The 26,726-nt window shown below is 64.0% G+C and carries 26 protein-coding genes; 7 read left to right on the top strand and 19 right to left on the bottom strand.

Annotated features, from left to right (window positions below; genetic code table 11):
- Nucleotides 1–4: 4 nt before the first annotated feature.
- Entirely contained in the window at nt 5–727 is a 723-nt protein-coding gene (locus AC56QP_RS14945; RefSeq protein ID WP_489859204.1) for an HAD family hydrolase, read from the top strand.
- Here AC56QP_RS14945 and AC56QP_RS14940 read toward each other — a convergent pair.
- Both AC56QP_RS14940 and AC56QP_RS14935 read right to left on the bottom strand, forming a co-directional pair.
- On the bottom strand, nt 711–1,460 hold the full coding sequence (locus AC56QP_RS14940) for a class I SAM-dependent methyltransferase (protein ID WP_489859205.1): 750 nt from the start codon (nt 1,458–1,460) through the stop codon (nt 711–713). The two genes, AC56QP_RS14945 and AC56QP_RS14940, sit on opposite strands and share 17 nt — an antisense overlap.
- Before the next feature lie 8 nt (nt 1,461–1,468).
- Nucleotides 1,469–3,439: a long-chain fatty acid--CoA ligase gene (locus AC56QP_RS14935; RefSeq protein ID WP_489859206.1), complete on the bottom strand. Its 1,971-nt coding sequence runs from the start codon at nt 3,437–3,439 to the stop codon at nt 1,469–1,471.
- Between the two features lie 454 nt (nt 3,440–3,893).
- Between AC56QP_RS14935 and AC56QP_RS14930 the strand changes: the two genes are divergently transcribed.
- The 5 genes from AC56QP_RS14930 to AC56QP_RS14910 are packed head-to-tail and all read left to right on the top strand — an operon-like array spanning nt 3,894 to nt 9,135.
- A complete protein-coding gene (locus tag AC56QP_RS14930) occupies nt 3,894–5,492 on the top strand; it encodes an ABC transporter substrate-binding protein (RefSeq protein WP_489859207.1) in 1,599 nt (532 codons plus the stop codon).
- A gap of 43 nt (nt 5,493–5,535) precedes the next feature.
- Entirely contained in the window at nt 5,536–6,543 is a 1,008-nt protein-coding gene (locus AC56QP_RS14925; RefSeq protein ID WP_497100436.1) for an ABC transporter permease subunit, read from the top strand.
- A complete protein-coding gene (locus tag AC56QP_RS14920) occupies nt 6,543–7,454 on the top strand; it encodes an ABC transporter permease subunit (RefSeq protein ID WP_256749028.1) in 912 nt (303 codons plus the stop codon). Before AC56QP_RS14925 ends, AC56QP_RS14920 begins: the two co-directional genes overlap by 1 nt.
- Entirely contained in the window at nt 7,454–8,305 is an 852-nt protein-coding gene (locus AC56QP_RS14915) for an ABC transporter ATP-binding protein (RefSeq protein WP_256749027.1), read from the top strand. Before AC56QP_RS14920 ends, AC56QP_RS14915 begins: the two co-directional genes overlap by 1 nt.
- Entirely contained in the window at nt 8,302–9,135 is an 834-nt protein-coding gene (locus AC56QP_RS14910; RefSeq protein ID WP_489859208.1) for a dipeptide ABC transporter ATP-binding protein, read from the top strand. The genes AC56QP_RS14915 and AC56QP_RS14910 overlap by 4 nt, the downstream gene beginning before the upstream one ends.
- 37 nt (nt 9,136–9,172) lie before the next feature.
- On the opposite strand, the gene AC56QP_RS14905 is transcribed toward AC56QP_RS14910, so the two are convergent.
- The 6 genes from AC56QP_RS14905 to AC56QP_RS14880 form a co-directional block, all read right to left on the bottom strand.
- A complete protein-coding gene (locus AC56QP_RS14905) occupies nt 9,173–9,646 on the bottom strand; it encodes a GNAT family N-acetyltransferase (RefSeq protein ID WP_489859209.1) in 474 nt (157 codons plus the stop codon).
- Between the two features lies 1 nt (nt 9,647).
- Entirely contained in the window at nt 9,648–10,922 is a 1,275-nt protein-coding gene (locus AC56QP_RS14900; RefSeq protein WP_489859210.1) for a cysteine desulfurase-like protein, read from the bottom strand.
- Nucleotides 10,923–10,969: 47 nt separating this feature from the next.
- On the bottom strand, nt 10,970–11,644 hold the full coding sequence (locus tag AC56QP_RS14895) for an amino acid ABC transporter permease (RefSeq protein WP_489859211.1): 675 nt from the start codon (nt 11,642–11,644) through the stop codon (nt 10,970–10,972).
- A 168-nt stretch (nt 11,645–11,812) separates the two neighbouring features.
- Complete coding sequence (locus AC56QP_RS14890) at nt 11,813–12,610, bottom strand: ABC transporter substrate-binding protein (RefSeq protein ID WP_091584467.1); 798 nt, start codon at nt 12,608–12,610, stop codon at nt 11,813–11,815.
- A gap of 73 nt (nt 12,611–12,683) precedes the next feature.
- The gene (locus AC56QP_RS14885) at nt 12,684–13,874 is read right to left on the bottom strand and encodes a pyridoxal phosphate-dependent aminotransferase (RefSeq protein ID WP_489863598.1); all 1,191 of its coding nucleotides are present in this window, start codon (nt 13,872–13,874) and stop codon (nt 12,684–12,686) included.
- A gap of 202 nt (nt 13,875–14,076) precedes the next feature.
- A complete protein-coding gene (locus AC56QP_RS14880) occupies nt 14,077–14,838 on the bottom strand; it encodes an HpcH/HpaI aldolase family protein (RefSeq protein WP_489859212.1) in 762 nt (253 codons plus the stop codon).
- Between the two features lie 123 nt (nt 14,839–14,961).
- Between AC56QP_RS14880 and AC56QP_RS14875 the strand changes: the two genes are divergently transcribed.
- Nucleotides 14,962–16,053 (top strand): LLM class flavin-dependent oxidoreductase, encoded by a 1,092-nt coding sequence (locus AC56QP_RS14875; protein WP_489859213.1) that lies wholly within the window; start codon nt 14,962–14,964, stop codon nt 16,051–16,053.
- Nucleotides 16,054–16,109: 56 nt separating this feature from the next.
- On the opposite strand, the gene AC56QP_RS14870 is transcribed toward AC56QP_RS14875, so the two are convergent.
- From AC56QP_RS14870 to AC56QP_RS14820, 11 genes are all read right to left on the bottom strand, one after another.
- The gene (locus AC56QP_RS14870) at nt 16,110–16,505 is read right to left on the bottom strand and encodes a RidA family protein (protein ID WP_269906048.1); all 396 of its coding nucleotides are present in this window, start codon (nt 16,503–16,505) and stop codon (nt 16,110–16,112) included.
- A 64-nt stretch (nt 16,506–16,569) separates the two neighbouring features.
- Entirely contained in the window at nt 16,570–17,718 is a 1,149-nt protein-coding gene (locus AC56QP_RS14865; protein WP_489859214.1) for an acyl-CoA dehydrogenase family protein, read from the bottom strand.
- A gap of 212 nt (nt 17,719–17,930) precedes the next feature.
- Nucleotides 17,931–18,743 (bottom strand): enoyl-CoA hydratase family protein, encoded by an 813-nt coding sequence (locus tag AC56QP_RS14860; protein WP_489859215.1) that lies wholly within the window; start codon nt 18,741–18,743, stop codon nt 17,931–17,933.
- Nucleotides 18,740–19,210 (bottom strand): MarR family winged helix-turn-helix transcriptional regulator, encoded by a 471-nt coding sequence (locus AC56QP_RS14855; protein WP_489859216.1) that lies wholly within the window; start codon nt 19,208–19,210, stop codon nt 18,740–18,742. The genes AC56QP_RS14860 and AC56QP_RS14855 overlap by 4 nt, the downstream gene beginning before the upstream one ends.
- Nucleotides 19,204–19,977, bottom strand: coding sequence for an SDR family NAD(P)-dependent oxidoreductase (locus AC56QP_RS14850; protein WP_489859217.1), 774 nt, complete (start codon nt 19,975–19,977; stop codon nt 19,204–19,206). Before AC56QP_RS14850 ends, AC56QP_RS14855 begins: the two co-directional genes overlap by 7 nt.
- A complete protein-coding gene (locus AC56QP_RS14845; protein ID WP_489859218.1) occupies nt 19,974–22,268 on the bottom strand; it encodes a bifunctional salicylyl-CoA 5-hydroxylase/oxidoreductase in 2,295 nt (764 codons plus the stop codon). Before AC56QP_RS14845 ends, AC56QP_RS14850 begins: the two co-directional genes overlap by 4 nt.
- A gap of 139 nt (nt 22,269–22,407) precedes the next feature.
- Nucleotides 22,408–23,007: a VOC family protein gene (locus AC56QP_RS14840; RefSeq protein ID WP_489859219.1), complete on the bottom strand. Its 600-nt coding sequence runs from the start codon at nt 23,005–23,007 to the stop codon at nt 22,408–22,410.
- Between the two features lie 79 nt (nt 23,008–23,086).
- Nucleotides 23,087–23,923: an ATP-binding cassette domain-containing protein gene (locus AC56QP_RS14835; protein WP_489859220.1), complete on the bottom strand. Its 837-nt coding sequence runs from the start codon at nt 23,921–23,923 to the stop codon at nt 23,087–23,089.
- A complete protein-coding gene (locus AC56QP_RS14830; protein ID WP_489859221.1) occupies nt 23,916–24,794 on the bottom strand; it encodes an ABC transporter ATP-binding protein in 879 nt (292 codons plus the stop codon). The genes AC56QP_RS14835 and AC56QP_RS14830 overlap by 8 nt, the downstream gene beginning before the upstream one ends.
- Nucleotides 24,791–25,639, bottom strand: a complete 849-nt coding sequence (locus AC56QP_RS14825) for an ABC transporter permease (RefSeq protein WP_489859222.1) — start codon at nt 25,637–25,639, stop codon at nt 24,791–24,793. Before AC56QP_RS14825 ends, AC56QP_RS14830 begins: the two co-directional genes overlap by 4 nt.
- Nucleotides 25,632–26,639, bottom strand: coding sequence for an ABC transporter permease (locus tag AC56QP_RS14820; RefSeq protein WP_489859223.1), 1,008 nt, complete (start codon nt 26,637–26,639; stop codon nt 25,632–25,634). The genes AC56QP_RS14825 and AC56QP_RS14820 overlap by 8 nt, the downstream gene beginning before the upstream one ends.
- Nucleotides 26,640–26,726: the final 87 nt, after the last annotated feature.

Genomic DNA, 26,726 nt, shown 5'->3' with positions numbered 1-26,726 from the left:
GCGCTTGGCAGACATCAAGGGAATATTGTTCGACAAGGACGGGACGCTTGTCGACTTCAACGCCACCTGGCTCGGCGTCGCCGATTTCATGGCCATGGATGCGTCCGAGGGCGATCGCTGGAAAGCCGACAGGCTGCTCGCGGCAGCCGGCTTCGATTTCGCCAACCGACGTTTCAAGCCCGATTCGATCTTTGCCTCGGGCACCAACATGGACGTCGTCGAGCTGTGGTTCCCGCGCCTGTCCGACGAGGACCAGATGCTGGCCGTCGCCCGCTTCAACGAGATCACCTCGGTGCAGGGCTCGGCGATGGCGGTGGCACTGCCGGGCATCGTCGAGACGCTCAACACCCTGCACAGGAAATCCTACCGGCTTGGTGTCGCGACCAACGATTCGACCAGCGGCGCGGAAAGGACGCTGGTCACGCTCGGCGTCGCTCAACTGTTCGACGCGGCCTATGGCTACGATGCTGTCGCCAATCCCAAACCGGCGCCCGATACGATCCTGGCCTTTTGCGATCTCACCGGCTTGCAGCCGTCGGCGATCGCCATGGTCGGCGACAACCGCCACGATCTCGAAATGGCGCGGGCCGGTGGCTGCGGCCTGGCGATTGGCGTGCTCTCGGGCACCGGCACCCGTGAATCGCTGGCCGGCATTGCCGACGCCGTCCTCGATTCCGTTGCCGATCTGCCGGATTTCCTTTCGGCGCGGGTCAAGGAGACGATCTGATATCGGCACCACTGGCGGATGCCATATCCGCCTCGAAACGAAAGACGCCGCTCGGCTCCAGTGCTGTGCCTTTCGTCTGGCCGAAATCCGGCACCTCGTATTCGGCAAGCAGAAGCAGCCGCGATCGTGGCAGGTAGGCCCGGCCCGGGTCGCCGACCAGGACTTCGATGCCGGCGGCGAGGCAGCGGTCGAGGAAGGGAATGACCCGCCAGGCGACGTCCTGCCCGTAGAACAGATCGCCGGCGAGCACCAGGTCGATCGCGGGTGGCGAACCCGTGGTGATATCCTTGCCGATCACCGTTATGGCGACGCCGTTGGCTGCAGCATTGAGGCCGAGCGCGGCCACGCCGTTGCGGTCGATCTCGGCGGCGATCACTTCGCGCGCCCCGGCTTTCGCGGCGGCAATGCCGACAATGCCGGAGCCGGCGCCGAGGTCGAGCACGCGGCGCCCGGCCACTGTCGTCGGATGGTCCAGTACATAGCGCGCGAGCACGGTGCCACCGGCCCACGCATAGGCCCAGTAGGGCGGTCGTGGCTCCGGCGAATCCTCCTCGTCGTTCTCGTCCTCGGGCTCGACGAGCCGCCTCAACCCGCTGCCGGGATGAGCCGTGTAGAACTGGATCTCGGGAAGCGCTGGGACAGGAACAAGGCGCATGTTCGCCTTGATGAACGTCGCCGGGTCGAGGCGCGAGCGCCGAACCGGCGCATCGGCGGCGGCGAGCTTGTCAGCCAAGATCCTGCCTATTCCCGCAGCGCCCGCCGCAGGATCTTGCCGACCGGCGTCTTCGGCAGCTCGGTCCTGAATTCGATGTATTTGGGCCGCTTGTAGCCGGTCAGGTTCTCGCGGCAATAGGCGGTCAGCACCTCGGCGGTCAGCGCCGGATCCTTCTTGACGACGAACAGCTTCGGCACTTCGCCCGAATGTTCGTCCGGCACGCCGACCGCCGCGACTTCGAGCACGCCCGGATGCTGGGCGACGACTTCCTCGAGTTCGTTCGGATAGACGTTGAAGCCCGAGACTAGGATCATGTCCTTCTTGCGGTCGACGATCTTGGTGTAGCCGCGCTCGTCCATGAAACCCATGTCGCCGGATTTGAAATAACCGTCCTTGGTCATCACCTTGGCGGTCTCGTCCGGCCGGTTCCAGTAGCCCGCCATCACTTGCGGCCCCCTGATGCAGATCTCGCCGACCTCGCCGAGCGGCAGGTTGTTGCCGTCGTCGTCGCGAATGGCGATCTCCGTCGACGGCAGCGGCAGGCCGATCGTGCCGGTGAAATCGCTGGCGCTGAACTTGTTGGCGGTGGCCACCGGGGAAGTCTCCGAGAGGCCGTAGCCTTCGGTGACCGGGCAGCCGGTGAGCGACTTCCAGCGTTCGGCGACGCCCCTCTGCACCGCCATGCCGCCGCCCAGCGTCAGGATCAGCGGCTTGAAGTCGAGCTTGCGGAAATCCTCGTTGTTGAGCAGCGCGTTGAACAGCGTGTTGAGACCCGGAAAGATGTGGACCGGGTATTTTGCCAGTTCCTTGACGAAACCCGGGATGTCGCGCGGATTGGGAATGAGCACGTTACGGGCGCCTTGCTGCATGCCCATCAGCGCGTTCACCGTCAGCGCGAAGATATGATAGAGCGGCAGTGCGCAGATGAAGTTCGGATGCGCCGGCTTCGGCTTGTAAGTGTAGGCGTCTTCCAGCCACAGCGCGTTCTGAACGACATTGGCCAGCACGTTGCTGTGCAGCAGCACCGCGCCCTTCGAAATCCCCGTGGTGCCGCCGGTATATTGCAGGAAGGCGACATCGCCGGCCGCCACCGTGGCTGGCGTGAAGCGCAGGCCGGCACCGGCCTTCACGGCCGCGTTGAACTTGACATGGCCGGGCAGCGACCATGCCGGCACCATCTTCTTCACGCGGCGCACGACGAGGTTGACGATGGTCCCCTTCAGCCCGCCAAGCATGTCGCCCATCGCCGCGACGACGACATGCTTGACCGCGGTCCTGGCGATCACGGCCTGCAACGTGCTGGCGAAGTTCTCCAGGATGACGATGGCCTGCGCGCCGGAATCCTTGAGCTGATGTTCGAGTTCGCGCGGTGTGTAGAGCGGGTTGACGTTCACCACGGTGTATCCCGCGCGCAGGATGGCCATCATCGCTACCGGATATTGCAGCACGTTCGGCATCATCAGGGCGACGCGCGCTCCTTTCTGCAAACCTTTCGACTGCAGATAAGCGCCGAAGGCCGCCGACAGCCGCTCCATATCGGCGTAGCTGATGGACTTGTCCATGCAGGTGAAAGCGGGCTGGGCGGAAAACTGCTTGCAGGTGGCGACCAGGAAGTCGCCGATGGAACTGTAGGGCAGGACGCCGATTTCGGCCGGCATGTTCTTCGGATAGCTCTTGAGCCACGGCTTTTCCGGCAGCCCCGCGGCGAGCGCGGTCAGCGCCTTCGGCAGTCGCTTGGCGGCAGTTGCGACGGGCTTCGCGGCCGGCGCGGCTTTCGAAGCTGCAGCCTTCGCCGGAGCCGCCTTTGGCGACGCGGTCTTTGCCGGGGCGGTCTTGGCTGCCGTTTTTACCGGGGACGGTTTTGCTGGCTTTGCTTTTGCCTTCACGGTCGCAGCTTTGGTGGCGGGCGCCCCCTGTCGGTCAGGGCCGGCGGCCGGTTTCGAGGCCGCCTTTGCCGGTGCCTTTGCCGGCGCTGCCTTCTTTGCTGTTTTTGCCACCCGTTCCTCCCTGGATCGTTCTTGCTCGTCCGCGCCGCGCTCGCCCCTGAATTGACAGGGACATCCTCCGCTGCTGCCTAGATATCTTCTATGTATTGCCTCTATTGGCGGCCGTGCAAGTCTTGCCCCTGCGGCAGGACGGGAAAGATTTGCCGCCGAAAATCTTTCCCGCCGCCGACACTTCGAACCGGTCTCTTCCCGTATCCGCGGCCGAGCGGAGGCGCGCGCGCCATCAATATCGCCAGATTGGCGATCAATAAAAAAATGCGGTTGTTAATAATAGCGTGAATGGAAAAAACTGCTAATTTTTTCTGCCGTTTGGCAAAATCGCGGATTTTTTTCCTGCTTCCCGCGGGGTAAGCAAACGGGGTGTTCCAAAGCCGGAAAAACGGTGCTTATATGCGCGCTTCGCGAGCCTGATAGAGGGGCTTGGAAGAACATCAGGGAGTGCTCAATGAAAAAGAAACTCGCTTTTGCGGCCGCGTTGCTGGCCGCAAGCGTCCTGGGCGGCATGGCCAATGCAAAGACGCTTGTCTATTGCTCGGAAGCGTCGCCGGCCAATTTTGATCCAGGTACGACGACCGGCGGCAACGACTTCGATGCCTCGTCGCGTACCGTCTATTCGCGTCTGGTCGAATTCAAGCATGGCGGTACCGAGGTCGAGCCCGGCCTTGCCGACAAGTGGGAAATCTCCGACGACGGTCTGGTCTATACCTTCCACCTGCATCCGGGCGTGAAGTTCCAGACCACCGATTTTTTCAAGCCGACCCGCGACCTCAATGCGGATGACGTGGTCTTCTCTTTCGATCGTCAGTTCAACAAGGCGAATCCCTGGAACGGTGACAAGTATCTGCCCAACCTGACCTGGGACTACTACACCGGCATGGACATGCCGAAATACGTCGCCAAGTGGGAAAAGGTCGATGACCTGACCGTCAAGCTGACGCTGACCGAGCCGAATGCGCCGATGCTGGCCAATCTCGGCATGGACTTCGCCTCGATCGTGTCGAAGGAATATGCCGACCAGCTGGAGAAGTCCGGCAAGATGGCCGATTTCTCCACCAAGCCGATCGGCACCGGTCCGTTCCAGTTCGTCGACTACCAGCTGGATTCGGTCATCCGCTATGCGGCCAACCCGGACTATTTCAAGGGCAAGGAGAAGATCGACGATCTCGTCTTCGCCATCACCCCTGACGCGACCGCCCGCATCCAGAAGGTGCTCGCCGGCGAATGCGACATCGCGCCCTATCCGAATCCTGCCGACATCGGCACGATCAAGGCCAACACCGACGTGACCCTGATGGATCAGGCCGGCCTGAACATCGGCTACATGAGCTACAACACCACCATCCCGCCGCTCGACAAGCCCGAGGTGCGCCATGCGCTCAACCAGGCCATCGACCGGGAATCGCTGATCAAGTCGCTGTTCCAGGACGCTGGCGCCACGCCGGCCGTAAACCTGATCCCGCCGACCATGTGGTCGTGGAACAAGGATGTGAAGTCCGACGCCTATGATCCGGAAGCCGCCAAGAAGGTGCTGGCCGCTGCCGGGCTCACGGAAATCCAGCTTTGGGCTTCCGATCGCGTTCGTCCTTACAACCCGAACTTCCAGCGTGCCGCCGAACTGATCCAGGCCGACTGGGCCAAGGTCGGCGTCAAGGCTGAGATCGTCAACTACGAGTGGACCAAGTATCGCTCGGAGGGCAAGAAGAAGGATCGTCCAGGCGCCTTCCAGATCGGCTGGACCGGCGACAATGGCGATCCGGACAACTTCTTCGCCACGCTGTTCGCCTGCTCCGCTATCGGCGTCTCGAACTACTCGAGCTGGTGCGACAAGGACTTCGAGGACCTGATCCAGAAGGCCAAGAAGACCAGCGACCAGGCCGAGCGCACCAAGCTCTACGAACAGGCGCAGGTGGTCTTCCAGAAGCAGGCTCCGGCCTTCCTGCTGGCGCATAGCCAAGTCTACGCGGTCGTGCGCAAGAATGTCAGCGGTTTCATGATGGACCCGCTCGGCATTCACCGCTTCGACGGCGTCGACAAAGCTGAATAAGATATTGAGTGGGGCGGCGCTCTAGAGCGCCGCCCCCTTCGCCATGCTCAAATATATTCTTCACAGAATTGCACTTTTGATTCCGACGCTTGTCGGCCTCACTATCTGTGCCTTCGCCTTCGTCAGGCTGCTGCCCGGCGATCCCATCCTTGCCATGGCCGGTGAACACGGCGTGGCGCCGGCGCGCTACGAGGAGCTCAAGGAACAGTTCGGCTACAACCTGCCGATCTGGCAGCAATATGCCCGCTATGTCGGTGAGGTCGCCACCGGTGATTTCGGCGTCTCGATCTCGTCCAAGCGCCCGGTGATGGAGGAGTTCAAGACCCTCTTTCCGGCGACAATGGAGCTGTCGTTCTTCGCCATGATTTTCGCCATGGTGCTCGGCATTCCAGCCGGCATCTTCGCCGCGGTCAAGCGCGGCTCCTGGTTCGACCAGTCGCTGATGGGCACGGCGCTCGTCGGCTATTCCATGCCGATCTTCTGGTGGGGCCTGCTGCTGATCATCTTCTTCTCCGGCTACCTCGGCTGGACACCGGTTTCGGGCCGCATCGGCCTGCAGTTCTTCTTCAAGCCGATCACCGGCTTCATGACCATCGACACCCTGCTCTATGGCAAATGGGATGCCTTCCGGTCGGCCTTGAGCCACCTGGTCCTGCCGGCGATCGTGCTGGGCACCATCCCGCTCGCTGTGATCGCCCGCCAGACGCGTTCGGCCATGCTGGAAGTTCTGGGCGAGGACTATGTGCGCACGGCGCGCGCCAAGGGCCTGTCGCCGTCGCGGGTGGTCGGTCTGCATGCGTTGCGCAATGCGCTCATCCCGGTGGTCACCACAATCGGCCTGCAGATCGGCACGCTGCTTGCTGGCGCCATCCTCACCGAAACCATCTTCGCCTGGCCGGGCATCGGCAAGTGGATGGTCGATTCCATCTTCAAGCGCGACTACGTCGTCGTGCAGTCAGGCTTGCTCTTGATCGCCCTCATCGTCATGGCCGTGAACCTCATCGTCGACGTGCTCTACGCCGTCATCAACCCGCGCATACGGGCCGCGTGATGAGCCAGTCGACCGAAGTCACCGCGCTCGCCGCTGGCAATCCTGACCGCCTGACCGGGTTCAGGACCTTCTGGCACTATTTTTCCGTCAACCGCGGCGCCGTGATCGGCCTGTTCGTCTTCATCCTTTTGGTGCTGGCGGCGCTGTTTGCGCCGCTGCTTGCGCCCTATGCGCCCGACATTCAGGACAAGACCGCGTTTCTGAGACCGCCGGCCTGGCAGGCCGGCGGCAGCGCGCAATACCTGCTTGGCACCGATCCTGTCGGCCGCGACATCCTTTCGCGCCTGCTCTTCGGCGCGCGCTTTTCGCTGCTCATCGGCGCGGTCGTGGTCACGCTGGCGCTCACCGGCGGCATCACGCTCGGCCTGCTGGCCGGCTATTTCCGCGGCTGGGTCGACGTCGCGATCATGCGCCTGATGGACCTCATCCTGGCGTTCCCGTCGCTGCTCCTGGCGCTTGTCTTGGTCACCATCCTTGGCCCCGGCCTGTTCAATGCTATGCTGGCCATCGCGCTAGTCCTGCAGCCGCATTTCGCGCGGCTGGTGCGTGCCGCCGTGATGGCGGAGAAAAGCCGCGAGTATGTCGTGGCGGCGAAGGTCGCCGGCGCCGGCCATATCAGGCTGATGCTTCGCACCATCCTGCCGAATTGCCTGGGACCGCTGATCGTCCAGGGCACCTTGTCGTTCTCTAACGCCATCCTCGAAGCGGCCGCTCTCGGCTTCCTCGGCCTCGGCGCCCAACCGCCGACGCCCGAATGGGGCACGATGCTCGCTTCGGCGCGCGAATTCATCCTGCGCGCCTGGTGGGTGGTGACCTTCCCCGGCCTTGCGATCCTGATCACCGTGCTTGCCATCAATCTGATCGGCGACGGTCTGCGCGACGCGCTCGATCCGAAACTGAGGAGGTCGTGATGGCGCTGCTCGAGATCCAGAATCTCGTCGTCGAATTCCAGACCGCGTCAGGTCCGTTCCGGGCGGTTGACGGCGTGTCGCTGCATGTCGACGAACGCGAAGTGCTGGCCATCGTCGGCGAATCCGGCTCCGGCAAGTCGGTCTCGATGCTGGCGGTGATGGGCCTTCTGCCATGGACCGCCAAGGTCACCGCCGACCGCATGAGCTTCAATGGCCGCGAGCTTCTGAAGCTGAGCCCGGCCGAGCGGCGCAAGATCATCGGCAAGGACATATCGATGATCTTCCAGGAACCCATGGCCAGCCTCAATCCCTGCTTCACCGTGGGCTTCCAGATCGAAGAGGTTCTGCGCTTCCATATGGGCATGGACGGTGCACAACGCCGGGCGCGTGCCATCGAACTCCTGACGCAGGTCGGCATTGCCGAGCCGGCGGAACGGCTCAACTCATTCCCGCACCAGATGTCGGGCGGCCAGTGCCAGCGCGTCATGATCGCCATCGCCATCGCCTGCAATCCGAAGCTTCTGATCGCCGACGAGCCGACGACGGCGCTCGATGTCACCATTCAGAAGCAGATCCTCGATCTCCTGGTCTCGCTGCAGGCCAAATACGGCATGGGCCTGATCATGATCACCCACAATATGGGCGTGGTGGCCGAGACCGCCGACCGCGTCATCGTCCAGTACAAGGGCCGCAAGATGGAAGAGGCCGACGTGCTGTCGCTGTTTGAATCGCCGAAGAGCAACTACACCCGCGCGCTTTTGTCGGCGCTGCCGGAGAATGCCGTCGGCGACCGGCTGCCGACCGTGTCCGACATGCTGTTCGAGCCGGCGCCCTCGGGAGCCGCCGCATGAGCATCAAGGTCGTCGAAGGCAAGAACATCGTACGCGACTACCATATTGGTGGCGGCCTGTTTCGCGGCCAGCGCACGGTGCATGCGGTCAAGGGCGTTTCGTTCAGCGTCGACAAGGGCAAGACGCTGGCCATCGTCGGTGAAAGCGGCTGTGGCAAGTCGACGCTCGCCCGCATCATCACGCTGATCGATCCGGCGACGTCGGGTGAGCTGTTCATCGACGGCAACAAGGTCGACATCGCCAGGAACGGATTGACCAAGGAGATGCGCCGCAAGGTGCAGATCGTCTTCCAGAACCCCTACGGGTCGCTCAATCCGCGCCAGAAGATCGGCGACGTGCTCGGCGAGCCGCTGCTCATCAACACCAACAAGCCGGCCGAGGAACGGCGCGACCTCGCCATGAAGATGCTGAAGAAGGTCGGCCTCGGACCCGAGCACTACAACCGCTACCCGCACATGTTCTCGGGCGGCCAGCGCCAGCGCATCGCCATTGCCCGCGCGCTGATGCTCAACCCTAGCCTGCTGGTGCTGGACGAGCCCGTCTCCGCGCTCGACCTGTCGGTGCAGGCGCAGGTGCTCAACCTGCTTGCCGACCTGCAGGACGAATTCCAGCTGACCTATGTCTTCATCAGCCACGACCTGTCCGTGGTGCGCTATATCGCCGACGATGTGATGGTGATGTATTTCGGTGAGGCGGTCGAATACGGCTCGCGCGAGGAGGTCTTCGCCGATCCCAAGCACAGCTACACCAGGACGCTGTTCGCGGCGACGCCGCGCGCCGACGTCGCCTCGATCAAGGCGAGGTTGGCGAAGAAGAAGGCCGCCGCCTGACTCCGGCTGTCACGGTCTTCTGACGAGGCAAACTAGTCTAGGCGGGTGCGGCGGGCGCCAGCACCTTCACGAGCAGGACATTGGCGTGACCGCGCGGAAAGTCCTCGAGTTGCGCCAGCCGCTGAAATCCATGCTTCTCGTAGAAATCCGGCGCCTGAAAGGTGAAGGACGAAAGATGGATGACATGGCATCCGCGCCGCCGTGCCTCCTGCTCAGCTTCGGCGAGGAGGCGTGTGCCAAGGCCCTTGCCGCGCTCACTGTCAGCGATCCATAGCGTTTTGATCTCGCACACGCCCGCCCAACTGTGCCCGTGGAGACCGGCATAGATCGTCCCGTCGTCTCTCTTCAGGAAGATCGACAAATAGCGGCCGTCATCGACGCCGGTGGCGGCGACGTTGAAGCCGTAGAGGCTATCCTCGAGCGCGACGATGTCCTCTGGTGTGGGCTCACTGAGCACAACAAGAGGTGCCGCATCATTGGCGCTCGGAGCGGAGTCGCCGGGACCAGCCATTTCAAGACAATTTGGCGATGATGGCGCGTAGCGCCTCGCCGAAACGGTGGATCTCATCGACAGTGTTGTAGTGGACCAGCGAAGCGCGGATGGCGCCGCTGTCCATCGACAGGTTGAGGCGCTTCATCAGCCGCGGCGCGTACATGTGGCCGTCGCGGATGCCGATCTGCATTTCGGCCATTTCCTCGACGATCCGCTGCGGCGACAGTTTGCCGATGTTGAAGCAGAAGGTCGGCACGCGTTCATTGATGCGGGCTTCGTCGGCGACGCCATAGATGGTCGCCCCGCAACCTTTCAGCACGGCGAGCATCTCGCGCGCCAGCACCAGCTCATAGTCGCGGATGGCGCCCATGCCGGCGACGATGTTGTCGCGCCGCGAGCGGTTGTTGGATGGCGCAAGGTTGCGGCCGATCAGTTCCAGATACTGTACCGCCGCATCCATGCCCGCGACGTTCTCGTAGATGAAGGTGCCGGCCTCGACCTTGTAGGGCGGCTCGTCGGGGATGAAATCCTCGCGGAAGGTCGGCAGCCGCTTCAGCGTTTCGAAGCGGCCCCACAGGAAGCCCATATGCGGCGAGAAATTCTTGTAGCCGGAACAAACGAGGTAGTCGCAGTCCCAGGCTTGCACGTCGATCAGCCCGTGCGGCCCGTAATGCACGCAGTCGAGAAACACTTCCGCGCCGGCCGCGTGCGCGATCCTGGCCACCGAGGCGACGTCGACGATCGAGCCGATCGAATGCGCCGTCACCGTGCAGGCGACGAGGCGGGTGCGATCGGAAACCAGCGGGCGCAGATCGTCGACGTGCAGGTTGCCGTCGTCGCGCATCCGCCACCATTTGAATTTGGCGCCGGCCTGCTCCAGCGCCAGCCATGTGGCGATATTGGCATCGTGGTCCATGTCGGTGATGACGATCTCGTCGCGCTCCTGAAGCATCTGGCCGATGCCGAGGCTGACCAGGCGGATGAACGAGGTGGCGTTCATGCCGAAGCAGATTTCCGAGGGACTGGTGGCGTTGATCAGCAAGGCCACGCTCGCGCGCGCATCGGCGACCGCTTGGTCGACGGCGACGCTGCGGCCATAGCGGCCGCCGCGCTGCACATTGTGCGCGACCAGATGGTTGGTCACCGCGTCGAGCACGCTCTGCGGGATCTGCGCGCCGGCGGCGTTGTCCAGGAAGATGAAGTCGCCGGCCTGCTGCAGGGCTGGAAACATGGCGCGGATGGTGTCGACGGGGAACGCGGCGGCGTTCGCATTGTGGGCTTGATGCTTGTTCACGGGTACGCTCCTGCGAAGGACTTGGCGGTTGGGATCAGTTGGCGCGGTCAGCGCGTCTTCTCAGTCTTGAAGCGGCGCTCGAGCAGGCTGACGAGGCGGACCATCGGCCAGAGGAAGATGAGATAGACAAGGGCCGCGCCGATCAGCGGCGAGGGATTGGCGTAGAGCGACTGCGCGTTGGTCGCTTCCTTCAAGAGTTCCGGCAGAGCCACGGTCGAGGCGAGCGAGGTGTCCTTGAACATCGAGACGCAATTGCTGGTCATCGGCGGGATGACCACCCGGACCGCCTGCGGCAGCACCACCTTGCGCAAGGTCAGCAGGAATGGCAGGCCAAGCGCCTGCGCCGCCTCGAACTGGCCGCGTGGAATGCTTTCGATGCCGGAACGGAACACTTCGCTCGAATAGGCCGACATGATGATGGCAAACGCGGTCACCGCCGAGGTCCAGGACGACAGGCGTATGCCGAGGAAAGGCAGCGCATAGTAGATCAGGATCAGCACGACCAGCACCGGCAAAGCGCGGAAAATGTCGGTGTAACCGATCGCGATCCACCGCAGCGGCTTCGGCGCGTAGAGCCGCAGCAGGCTGATCACCAGCCCGATGGGGATGCCGATGCCGATGCTGAGCAGTCCGAGCAGCAGCGTGTTCAGGAAGCCGCGCAGCAGCGCCGGCAGGCTGGACATGATGACGTCGGGGTTGAAGAAAGTGTCCAGCAGCGACATGGGAGCGTTCCCGAACCGTTTTGCGTCCCGTGACGCCAGAGCAAAGGGTGCTCAGTTAAAATTCATCGGCCTCGCCGATGGCGAGACGATTTGCGCCGAAGCTGGCGCCAGAGCATCAAATGAATCGTGCCGGCCTGGAAAGCCGGCACGATTTCAGTGCATTGCCGCTCAGGCCTTCGGCAGCGGCATTTCCTTGACCGTCGAAGAGTCGGCTGGGGCGTCGCTGCCGAACCACTTCTTGTGGATCGCGGCCAGCGTGCCGTCCTTCTTCATCGCGGTCAGGGCGTCGTTCAGCTTGCCGAGCAGCGGGTGGTCCTTGGTCATCATCAGGCCGTACTGTTCGCCGGTCTTGATGCGCTCCTTGACGGTCAGGTCCTTCATCTTGGTGAAGGAATACTGCATGCCCGGAATGTCGCTGACGGCGGCGTCGACGCGGCCGGCGCTGAGGTCGAGCAGCAGGTTCTGCTGCGTGTCGTAGCCCTTCACGTCGCTGAAGCCGTCAGCCTCCTGATGCGCCTTGACCCAGGTTTCGCCGGTCGAACCGGACAGCACGCCGACGATCTTGCCCTTGAGGTCGGCCTCGGCCTTGATCGGGCTGTCGGTCTTGGTGGCGATACCCATGTCGGAATCATAGTAAGGCTGCGTGAACGACTGCGACTTCAGCCGCTCCGGCGTGATGGTGATAGACGAGATGGCGACGTCGATGCGCTTCGACGTCGTGGCGGCGAACAGCGCCTGGAAGCCGAGGTCGGCGATATCGGTGGTCATGCCGACGCGCTTGGCCGCCTCGTTGACGATGTCGACCTCAAAGCCCTCGAAGGTGCCGCTCTCGTTCTTGTACTCGAAGGGCGGATTGGTCGGGTAGGCGCCGACATTCAGCACGTCGGCGGCATAGGCGGTGGCGGGGCCGGCGGCGATACCGATGGCGGCAGCGAGAAGAAGCAGATTGCGGCGAGTGAAGCTCATTTGTGTTCCCTCTGTTGTTGATCGGGCGGGTTGGCCCCGCACGGTTTTTTGCCGCCCCACCTCCGGCGGGGCGTCAATTCATGGCAGCGACCATGCGGTCGAGCGCGGTCGCTATCTGGTCGCGTTCACGGCAGACGCACATCCGCAGGAAGGCCGTTGCCGAACTTCCGAACAGATGGCCAGGCGCCAGGCCGACACGCGCCGTCTCCAGGATCTTGGCGCAGGCCTGCCGGGCATCACTTTCGCCTTCCAAGGCAAAGAAGGCATACATGCCGCCGCGCGGTTTCGCCGGCAGGATGACGCCCGGAATCTGCGCCAGCCGGATATAGGCGAGGTCGAGGCCGGTCCTGATCCGCTGCCTGATCTCCTCGACCAGCGGTTCGCCCTGGCGGATGGCCGCAACAGCGCCGGCCTGGATCGGAGCCGCCGTGCCGCTGTTGATATACTGGGTCATGGCGCCGAGCTGGTCGGCCACCCCGGACGGATGCGTCAGCCAGCCAATGCGCCAGCCGGTCATCGCCCAGGCCTTGGAGAAGCTGTTGACCGACAGCACCCGGTCGCCGTCCTCGGCGATCTGCAGGATCGAGGGAGCAACGTCGCCATCGAAATAGAGCCGGCCATAGACCTCGTCGGAGATGATCCAGATGCCGGTGCGCCGGCTGAAGTCGAGCAGGGCCTGCATCTCCTGGCGCGACGCGGTCCAGCCGGTCGGGTTGGAGGGCGTTGACAGGAAGATCGCCCGCGTGCGCGCGTCGCAGGTCGCGAACAGCCGGTCGAGGTCGAGATGCCAGTCGCCCTTGAAGTCGAGCGAAAACGGCCGCGGCTCACCGCCGATCAGGTGGATGGCGTTGTGGATGTTGGGCCATTGCGGCGCGACATAGACGACATTGGTGCCGGTATCGACCAGCAGCTCGAGCGCCAGGTACAAGGCCTGCATGCCGCCTGGCGTGACAGTGGTGCGCGCGATGGGGATCGGTCGGCCGTGCAGGCGCGTCTGGTACTCTGACAGCGCTTCGTTCAGGGGCCCATGGCCACGCATATTGGGAACGTAGAAGGTGAGGCCCTCATCGAAGGCTGCCTTGGCAGCGTCGCGGATGAAGGCCGGCGTCACCATGTCGCCTTCGCCATACCAGAGCGCGATCACGTCGCCGAGCTCGCGCGCACGCACGGCGAGGTTGGCGATGTTCTCGGTGTGCAGATCGCGGATTTGAGCGCGCACGCCATCGAGAGCATAGCGCGCGCTGGACGATGATTGGGGCAGCATGAACGACAAGGACTGAACCCTTTGAACCCACCCGGAGCACCACGATGGACTGGCCGGCAAGCCCGTCCGGCACGGCAGGCGCCATCGACTTTGGAATGCTTATCCAAACCACGACACTTTTCAAGGCAAAAGTTTTAAGCTTAAAAAGTTTCGCCGGCCTGTGGCCTGGCCGATACGCTCTTTTGTGTTGGCTGCGCTCGTCTCACGCCAATTCGTCGCGTCCGGCGGCACAGTTGGCCGCGGCGCCGGCGCCGAGGAACATCGTGTCGCTGGCCAGGATGAAGAAGCTGGCGCCGATGGCTGCCCATTGCCCGACAGGCTGCGGGCTGGCGCAAAATATGCCGGCGGCCTTGTCGTGCGCGGTCGTCACACCGATGATCGTCCGGATCGCCGCATTCAGCCTGTCGGCACCCTTCGTTCCGATCGCATCGATCGACACCGAAAGGTCGCCCGGGCCAACGAAGATAACGTCGACGCCGTCGACGGCGGCGATCGCTTCGATATTGGCCAGCCCCTCTGATGTCTCCACCTGGACCGCGACGACGATCCTGCCATTCGCGCCGGCAAGATATTCGGGAATGCGATAGCCGTAGCCGGCGGCACGGCCGGGGCCGACGCCGCGCTCGCCCAGTGGCGGATAGCGCGAGGCTTTCACGGCTGCTTCGGCCTGGGCAGCGGTCGAGACACGAGGGATCAGCACGCCTTGCGCACCGCTGTCCAGTGCTGCCTGGATCGCTTCCGGCGCATGGCCGGGAACGCGCACCATCGCCGGCACGCGATGGACGTCAGCCGCCCGAACCATGCTCTCGATCATGTCGCGCGAGATCTGAGCATGCTCCCAGTCGATGCAGAGGAAGTCGAGGCCGGACAGCGCCATCACCTCGACCGCAACGGGATGAGGAATGGCGGCAAACGAACCGATGAGGCTCGTCTTGCCGATGCATTTCTGGCGGAACTCGCTCATGCCGATCCCCTTTCTCGTCCTGCCCAAATCCATATCCGCAAACGATGGCGAGGCGAAGCTATTTCATGCTTGAAATATTTTCACGGAACCGTAGCGTGCCATCTCCCGCCGAGAGGTCGCGACATGAAGAAATCACATCCCCTGCACGGCTCCAACAAACTGAAGCTTGGCGTGTTTTCGACCAATGCGGATGGTGGCCTTGCCATCACCGACGTGCCGGAACGCTGGACGGCAAGCTGGCGGGACAATCTGACGGCGGCCCAGATCGCCGACCGCGCCGGCCTGGAGTTCATGCTGCCGATCGCGCGCTGGCGCGGTTTTGGCGGCCGCAACAAGGTGCGCGAATGGTCGTTCGAGACTTTCACCTGGGCGGCGGCCCTTGCCGTGGCCACCGAACAGATCGGCCTGTTCATGACCGTGCATGTGCCGCTCGTGCATCCGCTCTATGCCGCCAAGGCGCTGGCGACGGTCGACCACATCAGCCAGGGCCGCGCCGGGCTCAACATCGTCTGCGGCTGGAACCCCAAGGAATTCGGCATGTTCGGCACGCCGCTGGTCGAGAAGGGCTACGATCAGGCGGCCGAGTGGATCGAAATCCTCGAAAAGCTTTATGCGTCGGCCGAGCCGCTCGATTATGAAGGCACCTATTACCATCTCAAGGAGGCTGTGAGCCGGCCGGCCAGTCTGCAGATGCCGCGCCCGGTGACCATGAACGCCGCGTTCGGCGGGCCGGGCCGCGATTTCGCCGCCGCCAGATGCGACTATCTGTTCACGACCTTTTCCGAAATAAGTGATGCCGGCAAGCATGTCGCCGATATCAGCGAACGGGCCGACAAAGTGGGCCGAGATGTCGGCGTCTACACGGTGGCGCATGTCGTCTGCCGCCCGACGATGGAAGAGTCGCGGGCCTATTACACCCGCTATGCCGTTGATATGGCCGACCACGATGCGGTCGATGCCCATATGGCTGGCAAGAAGGAATTCTCGCAATCGCACGACCCGCACGCCTACGACCGCTACCGGCAGCGCTTTGCTGGCGGCGCCGGTACGTACCCGCTGATCGGAACGCCGGAAACGATCGCCGCCGAAATGGTCGCCATCGCCGAGCATGGCTATCAGGGCATCGCGCTGTCCTTCGTCAACTACACGCAGGAACTGCCCTATTTTTGCGACCACGTGCTGCCGCTGCTGAGGCAAGCTGGGCTTCGCGAATAAATTATTCGGGACGGACACTTGTTCCGGAGATTGGTTATTCCTGAACAACGAATTCGTTATTCCGGGATAACGGCGGTGGCCTGGATCTCGACCTTGGCGCGGTCCTCGACCAGCGCCATCACCTGCATGGCGGCCATCGCCGGAAAATGCCGGCCGATCACCTCGCGATAGGCCTCGCCGATACCCCTGAGATTGGCGAGGTATTCGGCTTTGTCGGTAAAATACCAGGTCATCGAGGTGATGTGCCGCGGCTCCGCCCCGGCCTCGGCCAGCACCGCCACGATGTTCTCGAGCGTCTGCCGCACCTGGCCGACAAAGTCGTCGGTTTCGAACTGGCATTGGCCGTTCCAGCCGACCTGTCCGCCGATGAAGACCAGCTGCCCACGCGCGGCGACGCCATTGGCATAGCCGACCGGTTTCGCCCAGCCTTCCGGCTGCAGGATCGTGTGCATTTCAAGCCTCCCGGTATTCTAAAAACCAAGTCTCAAAATCGAATGCCCGTCAAATCTCTTGCCGTCAGGCCGCGCCCATCACTTGCCGCGCGATCACCACTTTCTGCACGTCCGAGGCTCCCTCGTAGATGCGCAACGCGCGGATTTCGCGATACAGGCTTTCGACGATATGGCCTTTGCGGACACCGTCGCCACCATGCAGCTGCACCGCCTTGTCGATCACTTCTTGCGCCTTGTCGGTGGCGAACAGCTTGGCCATCGCCGCTTCGCGGGTGACCCGCGCCGCACCCATGTCCTTGGTCCAGGCGGCGCGGTAGACCAGTAGTGCCGCCGCATCGACGTCGAGCGCCATGTCGGCGATATGGCCCTGCACCATCTGCAGCTCGGCCATCGGCGCGCCAAACAGTTTGCGCTCGGCCACCCGCTTGATGCTTTCATCCAGCGCGCGGCGGGCAAAGCCGAGTGCTGCCGCACCGACGGTCGAACGAAACACGTCGAGCACCGACATGGCGATGCGGAAACCGTCGCCCGGTCTGCCGATCAACGCCGAGCCGGGCAGGCGGACCTGGTCGAAGGACAGGCGCGCCAGCGGATGCGGCGCGATCACTTCCAGCCGTTCGGCGATGCCAAGGCCCCTGGCGTCGCCAGGCACGAGGAAGGCGGAGAGCCCCTTGGCGCCCGGCGCCTCGCCGGTGCGCGCAAAGACCACGTAGAGGTCGGCGATGCCGCCATTGGAGATCCAGGTCTTCTCGCCGGACAGAACATAGCTGTCGCCATCGCGGGTCGCCGTCATCTCGGTGTTGGCGACATCCGATCCCGAGCGCGGCTCCGACAGCGCGAAAGCGGAAATCGCCTTGCCGGCGCGCGTCTTCGCCAGCCATTGCTGCTGCTCGGGCGTGCCGAACAGGCTGAGTGCACCGGTGCCGAGCCCTTGCATGGCGAAGGCGAAATCAGCCAGTCCGTCATGGCGGGCGAGGGTCTCGCGCGTGATGCAAAGCGTACGCACGTCGAGGGGGCCCGGATTGTCGGTGTCGATGGCCGTCGGCTTCAGCCAGCCGTCCCTGCCGAGCTTGCCCACCAACTCGCGGCAGGCGGCATCGACGTCATGGTGATCGACCGGCAGGTTCTTAGCGCACCATGCTTCCAGCCGCTCGGCCAGCTGGCGATGGCGGTCCTCGAAGAAAGGCCAGGAGAGAAAGGATCGATCAGGCATGGGCGCGCCCTCGGCTTTCGTCGCGATCCGTCGCACCCCCTCTGTCCTGCCGGACATCTCCCCCGCAAGGGGGGAGATTGGCAGCCTTGCCGACGGCTTCGACCTGGCAACGTTGGAGATTGGCGAAAACAATACGTGCAGCCGATCTCCCCTCTTGCGGGGGAGATGGCCGGCAGGCCAGAGGGGGGTGCCTGGGCGAAAACCGTTCATCTTCAATCGCCCTCGAATACCGGCTTTTCCTTGGCCACGAATGCCTTGTAGGCGCGCTCGAAATCGCGCGTCTGCATGCATATCGCTTGCGCCTGCGCTTCCGCCTCGATCGCCTGGTCGAGACCCATCGACCATTCCTGGTTGAGCTGCGTCTTGGTGATGCCGTGGGCGAAGGTCGGGCCGGAGACGATGCGCGCCGCCATGTCGAGCGCGTCGGCCTCGAGGGCGGCTGCGTCGACCAGACGGTTGTAGAATCCCCAGCGCTCGCCTTCCGCCGCCGTCATCGTGCGGCCGGTGTAGAGCAGTTCGGCGGCGCGGCCCTGGCCGATGATGCGCGGCAGGATCGCGCAGGCGCCCATGTCGCAGCCGGCGAGACCGACGCGCGTGAACAGGAACGCCGTCTTGGCTTCCGGCGTGGCGATGCGGATGTCGGAACTCATGGCGATGATGGCGCCCGCGCCGACCGCAACACCATCGACAGCCGCAATGATCGGCTTGCCGCAGTTGAGCATCGCCTTGACGAAATCGCCGGTCATGCGGGTGAAGGCGAGGAGCTCCTTCATGTCCATCTTGACCAGCGGGCCGATGATGTCGTGGACATCGCCGCCGGAGCAGAAATTGCCGCCATTGGACAGGAACACCACGGCATCGACGTCGTCGGCGTAGACGAGGTCGCGGAATGTGTCGCGCAGCTCGGCATAGCTGTCGAAGGTCAGCGGGTTCTTGCGCTCCGGCCGGTCGAGCCGGACCTTTGCGATCCTGCCCTCGACCTGCCAGAGGAAATGCTTCGGCTTGAGCCTGGCCATCGCGGTCATTCGCGTCCCTCCCAATTGCTGCGGAACGAGGTCAGCATGCCGGTCAGCCGGCGCGCGTCGTCCTCGCTGACCTTGCCCAGCAATTCACCGATCCAGCCCTCATGTGCCGCCGCGATGGTGGCGAAGGCCGCTGAGCCTTCCTCGGTCAGCCGCACCATCGAGGTGCGGCGGTCGCCATTGCGGCGGGCGCGGGCGACCAGCCCTTCCGAGACCAGCCGGTCGACGATGCCCGTGACATTGCCGTTGGACACCAGCAGGAAGCGCGACAGGTCGCTCATCAGCATGCCTTCCGGCATCCGATAGAGTGCGGCCATCACATCGAAGCGCGGCAGCGTCGTGTTGAACTCCTTCTTCAGCCGCTCGCGCAACTCGGCCTCGATCGTGCGCGAGGCACGCAGCAGCCTGATCCACAGACGCAGGCGGTCCTTGCCGGGTCCTGACGGCGCGGGCAGCGGGCCGGCTACCATGTTTCGCCTCCTGAGATGGAAATCGTCTGTCCGGTGATAGACCGGGCGGCATCGCCGCACAGCCAAAGCACGGCGGCAGCAACCTCCTGCGGCTGGATGAAGCGGCCTTGCGGATTGGTCGAGGCAAGGCTCGACCGTGCCTCGCCGGCCGAGCGGCCGGTCTTTTCGATGATGCGCTGGATGGACTCCTCCAGCATTTCGGTTTCCACGAAGCCTGGGCATACCGCGTTGACGGTCACGCCTGACTTCGCCGTCTCGGCCGCCAGCGCGCGCATCAGGCCGACGACGCCATGCTTGGCGGCGACATAAGGCGCGACGTAGGCGTAGCCCTTCAGTCCGGCGGTCGAGGCGATGAAGACGATCCGGCCCGCCTTGCGCCCCGCCATGCCGGCCAGCGCCGGCTTCACCGTCAGGAACGCGCCGGTCAAATTGACGTCGAGCGTGCGCTGCCAATCGGCAAGCGTGGTCTTGTGCGCCGCCGTGCTGCCGGCCATGCCGGCATTGGCGACGACGATGTCGAACGGCCCGCGCGCGGCTTCCGCCGTCTCGTAAAGGGATGTCATCGCCGCCTCATTGGTGACATCGGCGGCGATGGAGAAGATGCGGTCGTTTTCGCCAGCCACCTTGGCGAGCTCCGCTTCCCGGCGGCCGCAAATGGTGACGTCGATGCCGGCCTCTGCCAATGCCAGCGCGATTGCGCGGCCGACGCCGGAGCCGCCGCCGGTGACGAGCGCATGCTTGCCGACAATCGTCGTGGCGGCCGTCATACTTTCAACCCCGCCGAAGCGTCGCGCTCGGCCAACCTGTAGAGCTGGTCCCGGCCAGGCAGATAGGGGTCGGGCCATTTGACGCCGCGATCGCCGAGCGTGACCGCGGCATGCAGCGTCCAGTAGGGATCGGCAAGATGTGGCCGTGCCAGTGCGACGAGGTCGGCGCGGCCGGCCATCAGGATCGAATTGACATGGTCAGGCTCGTAGATGTTGCCGACCGCCATCGTCGCCATCCCGACCTCGTTGCGGATGCGGTCGGAAAACGGCGTCTGGAACATACGGCCATAGACCGGTTTCGCCAGCGCGGAGGTCTGGCCGGCCGAGACGTCGCAAATGTCGACGCCGGCCTCATGCAGCAGCCGCGCGATCTCGACCGCGTCGGCTGGCGTCACGCCTTCGATGCCGACCCAGTCATTCGCCGAAATGCGCATCGAGATCGGCTTCTCCGCCGGCCAGGCGGCGCGCACCGCGCGGAAGATCTCGAGGGGATAGCGCATGCGGTTTTCCAGCGATCCGCCATAGGCGTCCGTGCGCCGGTTGGTCACCGGCGTGATGAAGGACGACAGGAGATAGCCGTGCGCCGCATGGATCTCGAGCATGTCGAAGCCGCAGCGATCGGCCATCTCGGCGGACGCCACGAATTCGTCGCGCACCTTGTCCATGTCGGCGCGGTCCATCGCCTTCGGCACCTGGTTCTGCGGTGACCACGCCACGGCCGAGGCCGCCATCACAGGCCAGTTGCCGGATGTTAGCGGCACGTCGGTACCTTCCCAGCCGAGCCGCGTCGAACCCTTGGCGCCGGAATGGCCGATCTGCGCGCAGATCTTGGCTTCGGTCTCCGTGTGCACGAAATCGACCAGCCGCTTCCACGCCACTTCATGTTCGGGCGCATAGAAGCCGGGGCAGCCGGGCGTGATGCGGCCTTCGGGGCTGACGCAGGTCATCTCGATATAGACCAGCCCGGCGCCGCCCTTGGCCCGCTCGGCATAGTGTGTGAAATGCCAGTCGGTCGGACAGCCGTCGACGGCCTTGTACTGCGCCATCGGCGAGACGACAATCCGGTTCTCGAGCCTCATGTCGCGCAGCTTGAACGGCGCGAACATCGGCGCGCGGCGAAGGTTGTTGGCGGCGGCGCCTGCCTGGCGCTGGAACCATTCCTCGGCGCCGCCCAGCCATTCGGCGTCGCGCAGCCGCAGATTCTCGTGGCTGATGCGCTGCGAGCGGGTCAGCAGCGAATAGTTGAACTGCACCGGATCGAGGCCGAGATAGCGCTCGACCTCCTCGAACCATTCGAGCGAATTGCGCGCCGCCGACTGCAGCTTCAGCACCTCGGTGCGGCGGGCATCCTCATATTTGCGGAATGCGGCGTCGAGGTCCGGCTCGGACTCGACATAGTCGGCCAGCGCCACCGCGCTTTCCAGCGCCAGCTTGGTGCCGGAGCCGATCGAGAAATGCGCCGATGCCGCCGCATCGCCCATCAGCGCCAGGTTCTTGTAGGACCAGCGCTCGCACAGCACGCGCGGAAAATTGATCCAGGCCGAGCCACGGATGTGGTTGGCATTGGTCATCAGCGCGTGGCCGCCAAGATGCTTGGCGAAGATGCGCTCGCAGGTGGCGATCGATTCCTGCTGCGACATCGAGCCGAAGCCGAAAGCCTGCCATGTCTGTTCGCTGCACTCGACGATGAACGTCGCGGTGTCGCTGTCGAACTGGTACGCGTGCGCCCACACCCAGCCATGCTCGGTCTTCTCGAAGATGAAGGTGAAGGCATCGTCGAATTTCTGCTTGGTGCCGAGCCAGACGAACTTGCACTTGCGGGTGTCGATGTCGGGCTTGAAGATGTCGACGAAGGTGTTGCGCGCCCTGGAGTTCAGCCCGTCGGCGGCGACGACCAGATCATGCGTTTCCATATAGGGCTTGGGATCGGCGATGTCGGTCTCGAACATCAGCTTGACGCCGAGTTCGCGGGCGCGGCGCTGCAGCAGGATGAGCAGCCGCTTGCGGCCGATGCCGCAGAAGCCATGGCCGGTCGAAACCGTGCGCACGCCATCATGGATGACGGCGATGTCGTCCCAGTAGGCGAAATGCTTCTTGATCCAGACGGCGCTGACGGGATCGTTCTTCGACAGGTTTTCGAGTGTCTCGGCCGACAGCACGACGCCCCAGCCGAACGTGTCATCGGCGCGGTTGCGCTCGAACACCGTCACATCATGCGCGGCGTCCCTGAGCTTCATCGAGATGGCAAAGTAGAGGCCGGCTGGTCCGCCGCCGAGAACCGCAACCTTCATCTTTGCGATCTCCTCTTCGCTTGCTGATTTGAGTATCGCGCCGGCGGCAAATTATTTCAAGCTTAAAGTTTCATATCGAAATGATTATCCGACATTGACGAGGGGCGCTTGCGTGTCGTCACGCAAGCGCGCCGTCAGGTCATTTTTCCGGGTTCTTTGGGCTCCACAACACGGTCTCGGCGCCTTTCTCGTAGGCCATGCCGGTCGGATAGCTGATCGCCTCCAGCTGCAGGCCCCAGGGTGCCTGGAAATAGAGAATGGTCTGGCCGGCGGCTGGCCCCTCCTTGACCGGCAGCGGTCCCAATCTGGTCTTCACGCCCTTGGCGTCGAGATACGCCTTGGCGGCGGCGACATCGTCGACATAGAAGGCGATGTGGAAGCCGCCGATGTCGCTGTTGCGGGCTTTCAAATCCTTCTGGTCCGGTGCGGTGTATTTGAACAATTCGATGTTCGATCCATAGCCGCAGCGGACCATGGTGATCTCCTCGATCACCGCCTTGGGGTCCACGCCCAGCAGATCCTGCATGAACGTGCCCTTGTCGTCGGCGAACGGGCCGAACGACATCGCCTTCTTGCAGCCGACCACATCGGTGAAGAAGTCGACCGCCTGCTTCATGTCGGGAACCGTGATGCCGGTGTGATCGTGCCCGTGCATGCCGGGGATCGAGCTGGCCGCGGCCATGCCGGCACTGCCAAGGATGGCCGCGGCGAGCGTTGCGTTTCGAAGTATCGTCTTCATGTCAGTCCTCCTCCATTGGCGGGACTTGGGTCATTGCCGGCCGCACCTCCGAGGCCCGCATTTCGGCGTGCGTATGCATTCATGTCGGGTCCTTGGCGGCAGGCGGGATGTCCAGCCAGCCAGCGTCGATTTCCGGCAGCGGGATGGCTGAGATCAGGTCGCGCGTGTAGCTTTGCCGCGGGTTTTCGAACAAGGCGTCGGTGGCGCTCGCCTCGACGATCATGCCTTCGCGCATGACGATCACTTGCCGGCACAGCCGCCGGATCACCGAAAGGTCGTGGCTGATGAAGGCGACCGTCAGGCCCATCTCCGCCGCCAGCTTCTCCAGCAGTGTGAGGATCTGCGCCTGCGTTGACACGTCGAGCCCGGAGACGATCTCGTCGGCCAGCACGAATTTCGGCGCCAGCGCCAGTGCCCGCGCAATGCCGACGCGCTGGCGCTGGCCGCCCGACAGTTCGTGGCGGTAGCGGCTGGCGAAGCTCTGCGGCAGGCCGACGCGCTGCAACGCCTCGGCGACGCGTGCCCTGAGATTGTCGCCAAGGCCATTCTGCTTGAGGGGCGCTGCGATGATGCTGGCAATGGTGCGACGCGGGTTGAGCGACGACATCGGATCCTGGAAGATCATCTGCAGGTTGCGGCGCAGTGGCCGCAGCTCCGCCTCCGGCAGATGGGTGATGTCGTGGCCGTCGAAGGTGACGCTGCCGGCGCTGGGCTCCAGCAGCCGCACGAGGGCGCGGCCGAGCGTCGATTTTCCCGACCCTGACTCGCCGACGATGCCGGTCACCGACCCCTTCGGCAGGTCGAAATCCAGGCCTTTCAGGATTTCGGCCAATGGCGCGCGGCCGATCAGCGGCTTGCGCGTCATGTCGGGCAGCGCGACTTTCAGCCCGCGCACGGAAAACAGCAGCTCAGCCATGTGGACGCCTCCAGGCCTGGTCGGCGGACGCGATCTCGGCGGCAAGCCCGGCCAGGACCGTTTCGTCCACCGGTTTCAGCGAAGCGAACGGGTCGGTGTAGCGCGGTGTGGCGGCCATCAGTGCTCGCGTGTAGGGGTGCTGCGGTGCGGCGAAGAGAGCAGCCGTTTCGGCCTCTTCCACCACCTTGCCGGCATAAAGCACCGACACTTTCTGGCTGATCTTGGCGACGACGCCGAGATCATGGGTGACGAACAGGATCGCGGTGCCATGCTCGCGCTGCAACTGTACGATCAACCGCAGGATCTGCTTCTGCACGGTGACGTCGAGCGCCGTGGTCGGCTCGTCGGCGACGATCAGCCGGGGCTCGGCGGCGAAGGCGGCCGCGATCAGCACGCGCTGGCGCATGCCGCCTGAAAGCTCGTGCGGATAGCTTTTCAGCACGCGGTCGGGGTCGCGGATCTGCACCTCGTCCAGCAATTGGCGGATGCGCTGATCGGCCTTCTCGCCACTCCAGCCGAGAATGCGCACCAGCCGGTCGGTCATCTGCGGGCCGATGCGGCGCGATGGATTGAGCGCGGTCAGCGGATCCTGCGGGATCAGAGCCGTGCGGGCGCCAATCAGCGTGCGGCGCGCCTTCGGCTGCAATTTGCCGAGGTCTTCGCCTTCAAGCAGCATGTCGCCTTCGACAATGCGCACGCTCGACGGCAACACGCCAAGCACGGCCTTGCCGATCATCGTCTTGCCGGCGCCGCTCTCGCCGACCAGTGCACGGACCTCGCCGGGTTGAACCGCAAGCGATACCGAGCGCAGCACGCGCTGGCCGTTGGGCAGCACGGCGCTCAAATCCCTGATGTCGAGGCAAGCGCTCATCGCAGCACCGGGTCGAAACGCGCCTTCAACCCTTCGCCGAACTGACTGAACGACAGTACGGTGAGGATCAGCGTGATCAGCGGGAACACCAGCACCCACCAGGCCTGATGGATCGACAGCCGGCCCTCGGCGATGATGCCGCCCCAGGTCGGATCGTCGGTCGAGATCGACAGGTTGACGAAGGACAGGATCGCCTCGACGATGACAGCGATGCCCATTTCCAGCGACAGCAACGCGACGATCGACGGCACCACATTGGGCAGCACTTCGCGCAGCATGATGCCGATGCGGCCATAGCCGGCGATGCGGGCATTCTCGACATAGTCCATGCGCGACTGGCCCATGGTCTCGGCGCGGATCACCCGGCAAAAGCGCGTCCAGTCGATGACGGCGATGGCGATGATGACGGAACTCAGGCCGGTGCCGAGCACGGCGACCAGGAGGATGGCGAACAGCACCGGCGGAAATGCCATCCAGACATCGACGATGCGCGAGATGATGCGGTCGGCCCAGCCGCCGAAATAGCCGGCGACCAGCCCAAGCGTCGAGCCGACCAGGCACGCGGCGGTGGCTGCCGCGAAAGCGACGATGAAGGCGATGCGGGCGCCGAAGATCAGCCGGGACAGGAGATCGCGGCCGAGACTGTCGGTGCCGAGCCAGTAGCCGGGTTCGGCGCCGCTCAGCCAGAACGGCGGCAGCCGCTCGAGCATCAGGTCCTGCGCCAGCGGATCCTGCGGCGCGACCAGTGGCGCGAAGATGGCAGCAAGCAGTGCGAGCAGCAGCCAGCCGCCGGCCAACCAGAGTTTCGCGCCCGAGCCGTGTCTTGAAATGCGGCCGTCATCCATGGCGCAACCTCGGATTGAGCAGCGCATACATCATGTCGACGACGAGGTTGATCAGCACGAACAACAGCGCGAAGACCAGCACGATGCCCTGGATCAGCGGCAGGTCGCGGTTGATGACGGCATCGATCGCCATGTTGCCGAGGCCTTCATAGGAGAACAGCCGCTCGACGATGACCGTGCCGCCGATCAGGAAGGTGAATTGTACCCCGACCAGGGTCAGCGTCGGCAGCGCGGCGTTCTTCAACGCCTCGCGCAGGATGACCTGCGTTTCCGAGAAACCTTTCACCCGCGCCAGCACGACATAGTCGAGGTCGAGCACTTCCTTCAGCGACTGTTTCAGCAGCTGCGCAATGATCGCCGCCAGCGGCAGCGCCAGCGCGACGGCCGGCATCAGCATGTGCTTCAAGAGATCCCAAGTCAGGTCAAAGCGCAGCCGCAGCAAGCTCTCGAACAGATAGAACTGGGTGACGAAGGGCAGGTCGAGCTGCGGCGACACCCGGCCGGAAATATCGAAGACGGGGATCAGCACGCCGAACAGAAGGATCAGCACCAGGCCCCACAGGAAGTCGGGAATGGAAAGGGCGGTGCCACTGGCGATATCGATGCCGGCCTCGACCGCCGTGCCGCGTTCGCGGGCGCCGAGGATCGCCGTCGTGCCGCCGATCGCCACCGCCATGATGAGCGCGACGATGGCGAGTTCCAGCGTCGCCGGCAGCCGGTTGAAGACCAGCCCCAGCACGTCCTGTCGCAGCGAGATCGAGGTGCCGAAATCGCCCCTGACAACGCCGGACAGCCAGATGAAGAATTGCTGCAGGATGGTCTTGTCGAGACCATAGAGCGCGCGCAGCCGCGCGATGTCGGCGTCGGTCGCTCCGGGCGGCAACATCATCGCGATCGGATCGCCGGGCGCGACGCGGATCACGACGAAGACGACGACGGCCACGCCGAACAGCGTGACCAGCATCGTCAGAAGGCGGATCAGGAATCTTTGCAGGAGCATGTAAGTCTTTGCAGGAGCCCGCGGGCTCGTATGCCTGATGGAAAATGCGCGCCGTCGCTGTCGACGGCGCGCGGCAATCCCGGACCG

The organism is Mesorhizobium sp. RCAM 05104 (genome assembly GCF_059683645.1).
This window is presented reverse-complemented; position numbering and strand designations above follow the sequence as displayed.

Excerpts from the sequence above, each read along its gene's own strand:
- AC56QP_RS14910 (WP_489859208.1), top strand. The coding sequence starts at position 8,302 with ATGAGCATCAAGGTCGTCGAAGGCAAGAACATCGTACGCGACTACCAT.
- AC56QP_RS14830 (WP_489859221.1), bottom strand. The coding sequence starts at position 24,794 with ATGAGCGCTTGCCTCGACATCAGGGATTTGAGCGCCGTGCTGCCCAAC.
- AC56QP_RS14915 (WP_256749027.1), top strand. The coding sequence starts at position 7,454 with ATGGCGCTGCTCGAGATCCAGAATCTCGTCGTCGAATTCCAGACCGCG.
- AC56QP_RS14845 (WP_489859218.1), bottom strand. The coding sequence starts at position 22,268 with ATGAAGGTTGCGGTTCTCGGCGGCGGACCAGCCGGCCTCTACTTTGCC.
- AC56QP_RS14870 (WP_269906048.1), bottom strand. The coding sequence starts at position 16,505 with ATGCACACGATCCTGCAGCCGGAAGGCTGGGCGAAACCGGTCGGCTAT.
- AC56QP_RS14875 (WP_489859213.1), top strand. The coding sequence starts at position 14,962 with ATGAAGAAATCACATCCCCTGCACGGCTCCAACAAACTGAAGCTTGGC.
- AC56QP_RS14880 (WP_489859212.1), bottom strand. The coding sequence starts at position 14,838 with ATGAGCGAGTTCCGCCAGAAATGCATCGGCAAGACGAGCCTCATCGGT.
- AC56QP_RS14905 (WP_489859209.1), bottom strand. The coding sequence starts at position 9,646 with ATGGCTGGTCCCGGCGACTCCGCTCCGAGCGCCAATGATGCGGCACCT.
- AC56QP_RS14920 (WP_256749028.1), top strand. The coding sequence starts at position 6,543 with ATGAGCCAGTCGACCGAAGTCACCGCGCTCGCCGCTGGCAATCCTGAC.
- AC56QP_RS14840 (WP_489859219.1), bottom strand. The coding sequence starts at position 23,007 with ATGAAGACGATACTTCGAAACGCAACGCTCGCCGCGGCCATCCTTGGC.
- AC56QP_RS14860 (WP_489859215.1), bottom strand. The coding sequence starts at position 18,743 with ATGACCGCGATGGCCAGGCTCAAGCCGAAGCATTTCCTCTGGCAGGTC.
- AC56QP_RS14930 (WP_489859207.1), top strand. The coding sequence starts at position 3,894 with ATGAAAAAGAAACTCGCTTTTGCGGCCGCGTTGCTGGCCGCAAGCGTC.
- AC56QP_RS14885 (WP_489863598.1), bottom strand. The coding sequence starts at position 13,874 with ATGCTGCCCCAATCATCGTCCAGCGCGCGCTATGCTCTCGATGGCGTG.
- AC56QP_RS14865 (WP_489859214.1), bottom strand. The coding sequence starts at position 17,718 with ATGCCTGATCGATCCTTTCTCTCCTGGCCTTTCTTCGAGGACCGCCAT.
- AC56QP_RS14855 (WP_489859216.1), bottom strand. The coding sequence starts at position 19,210 with ATGGTAGCCGGCCCGCTGCCCGCGCCGTCAGGACCCGGCAAGGACCGC.
- AC56QP_RS14825 (WP_489859222.1), bottom strand. The coding sequence starts at position 25,639 with ATGGATGACGGCCGCATTTCAAGACACGGCTCGGGCGCGAAACTCTGG.
- AC56QP_RS14895 (WP_489859211.1), bottom strand. The coding sequence starts at position 11,644 with ATGTCGCTGCTGGACACTTTCTTCAACCCCGACGTCATCATGTCCAGC.
- AC56QP_RS14820 (WP_489859223.1), bottom strand. The coding sequence starts at position 26,639 with ATGCTCCTGCAAAGATTCCTGATCCGCCTTCTGACGATGCTGGTCACG.
- AC56QP_RS14850 (WP_489859217.1), bottom strand. The coding sequence starts at position 19,977 with ATGACGGCCGCCACGACGATTGTCGGCAAGCATGCGCTCGTCACCGGC.
- AC56QP_RS14835 (WP_489859220.1), bottom strand. The coding sequence starts at position 23,923 with ATGGCTGAGCTGCTGTTTTCCGTGCGCGGGCTGAAAGTCGCGCTGCCC.
- AC56QP_RS14890 (WP_091584467.1), bottom strand. The coding sequence starts at position 12,610 with ATGAGCTTCACTCGCCGCAATCTGCTTCTTCTCGCTGCCGCCATCGGT.
- AC56QP_RS14925 (WP_497100436.1), top strand. The coding sequence starts at position 5,536 with ATGCTCAAATATATTCTTCACAGAATTGCACTTTTGATTCCGACGCTT.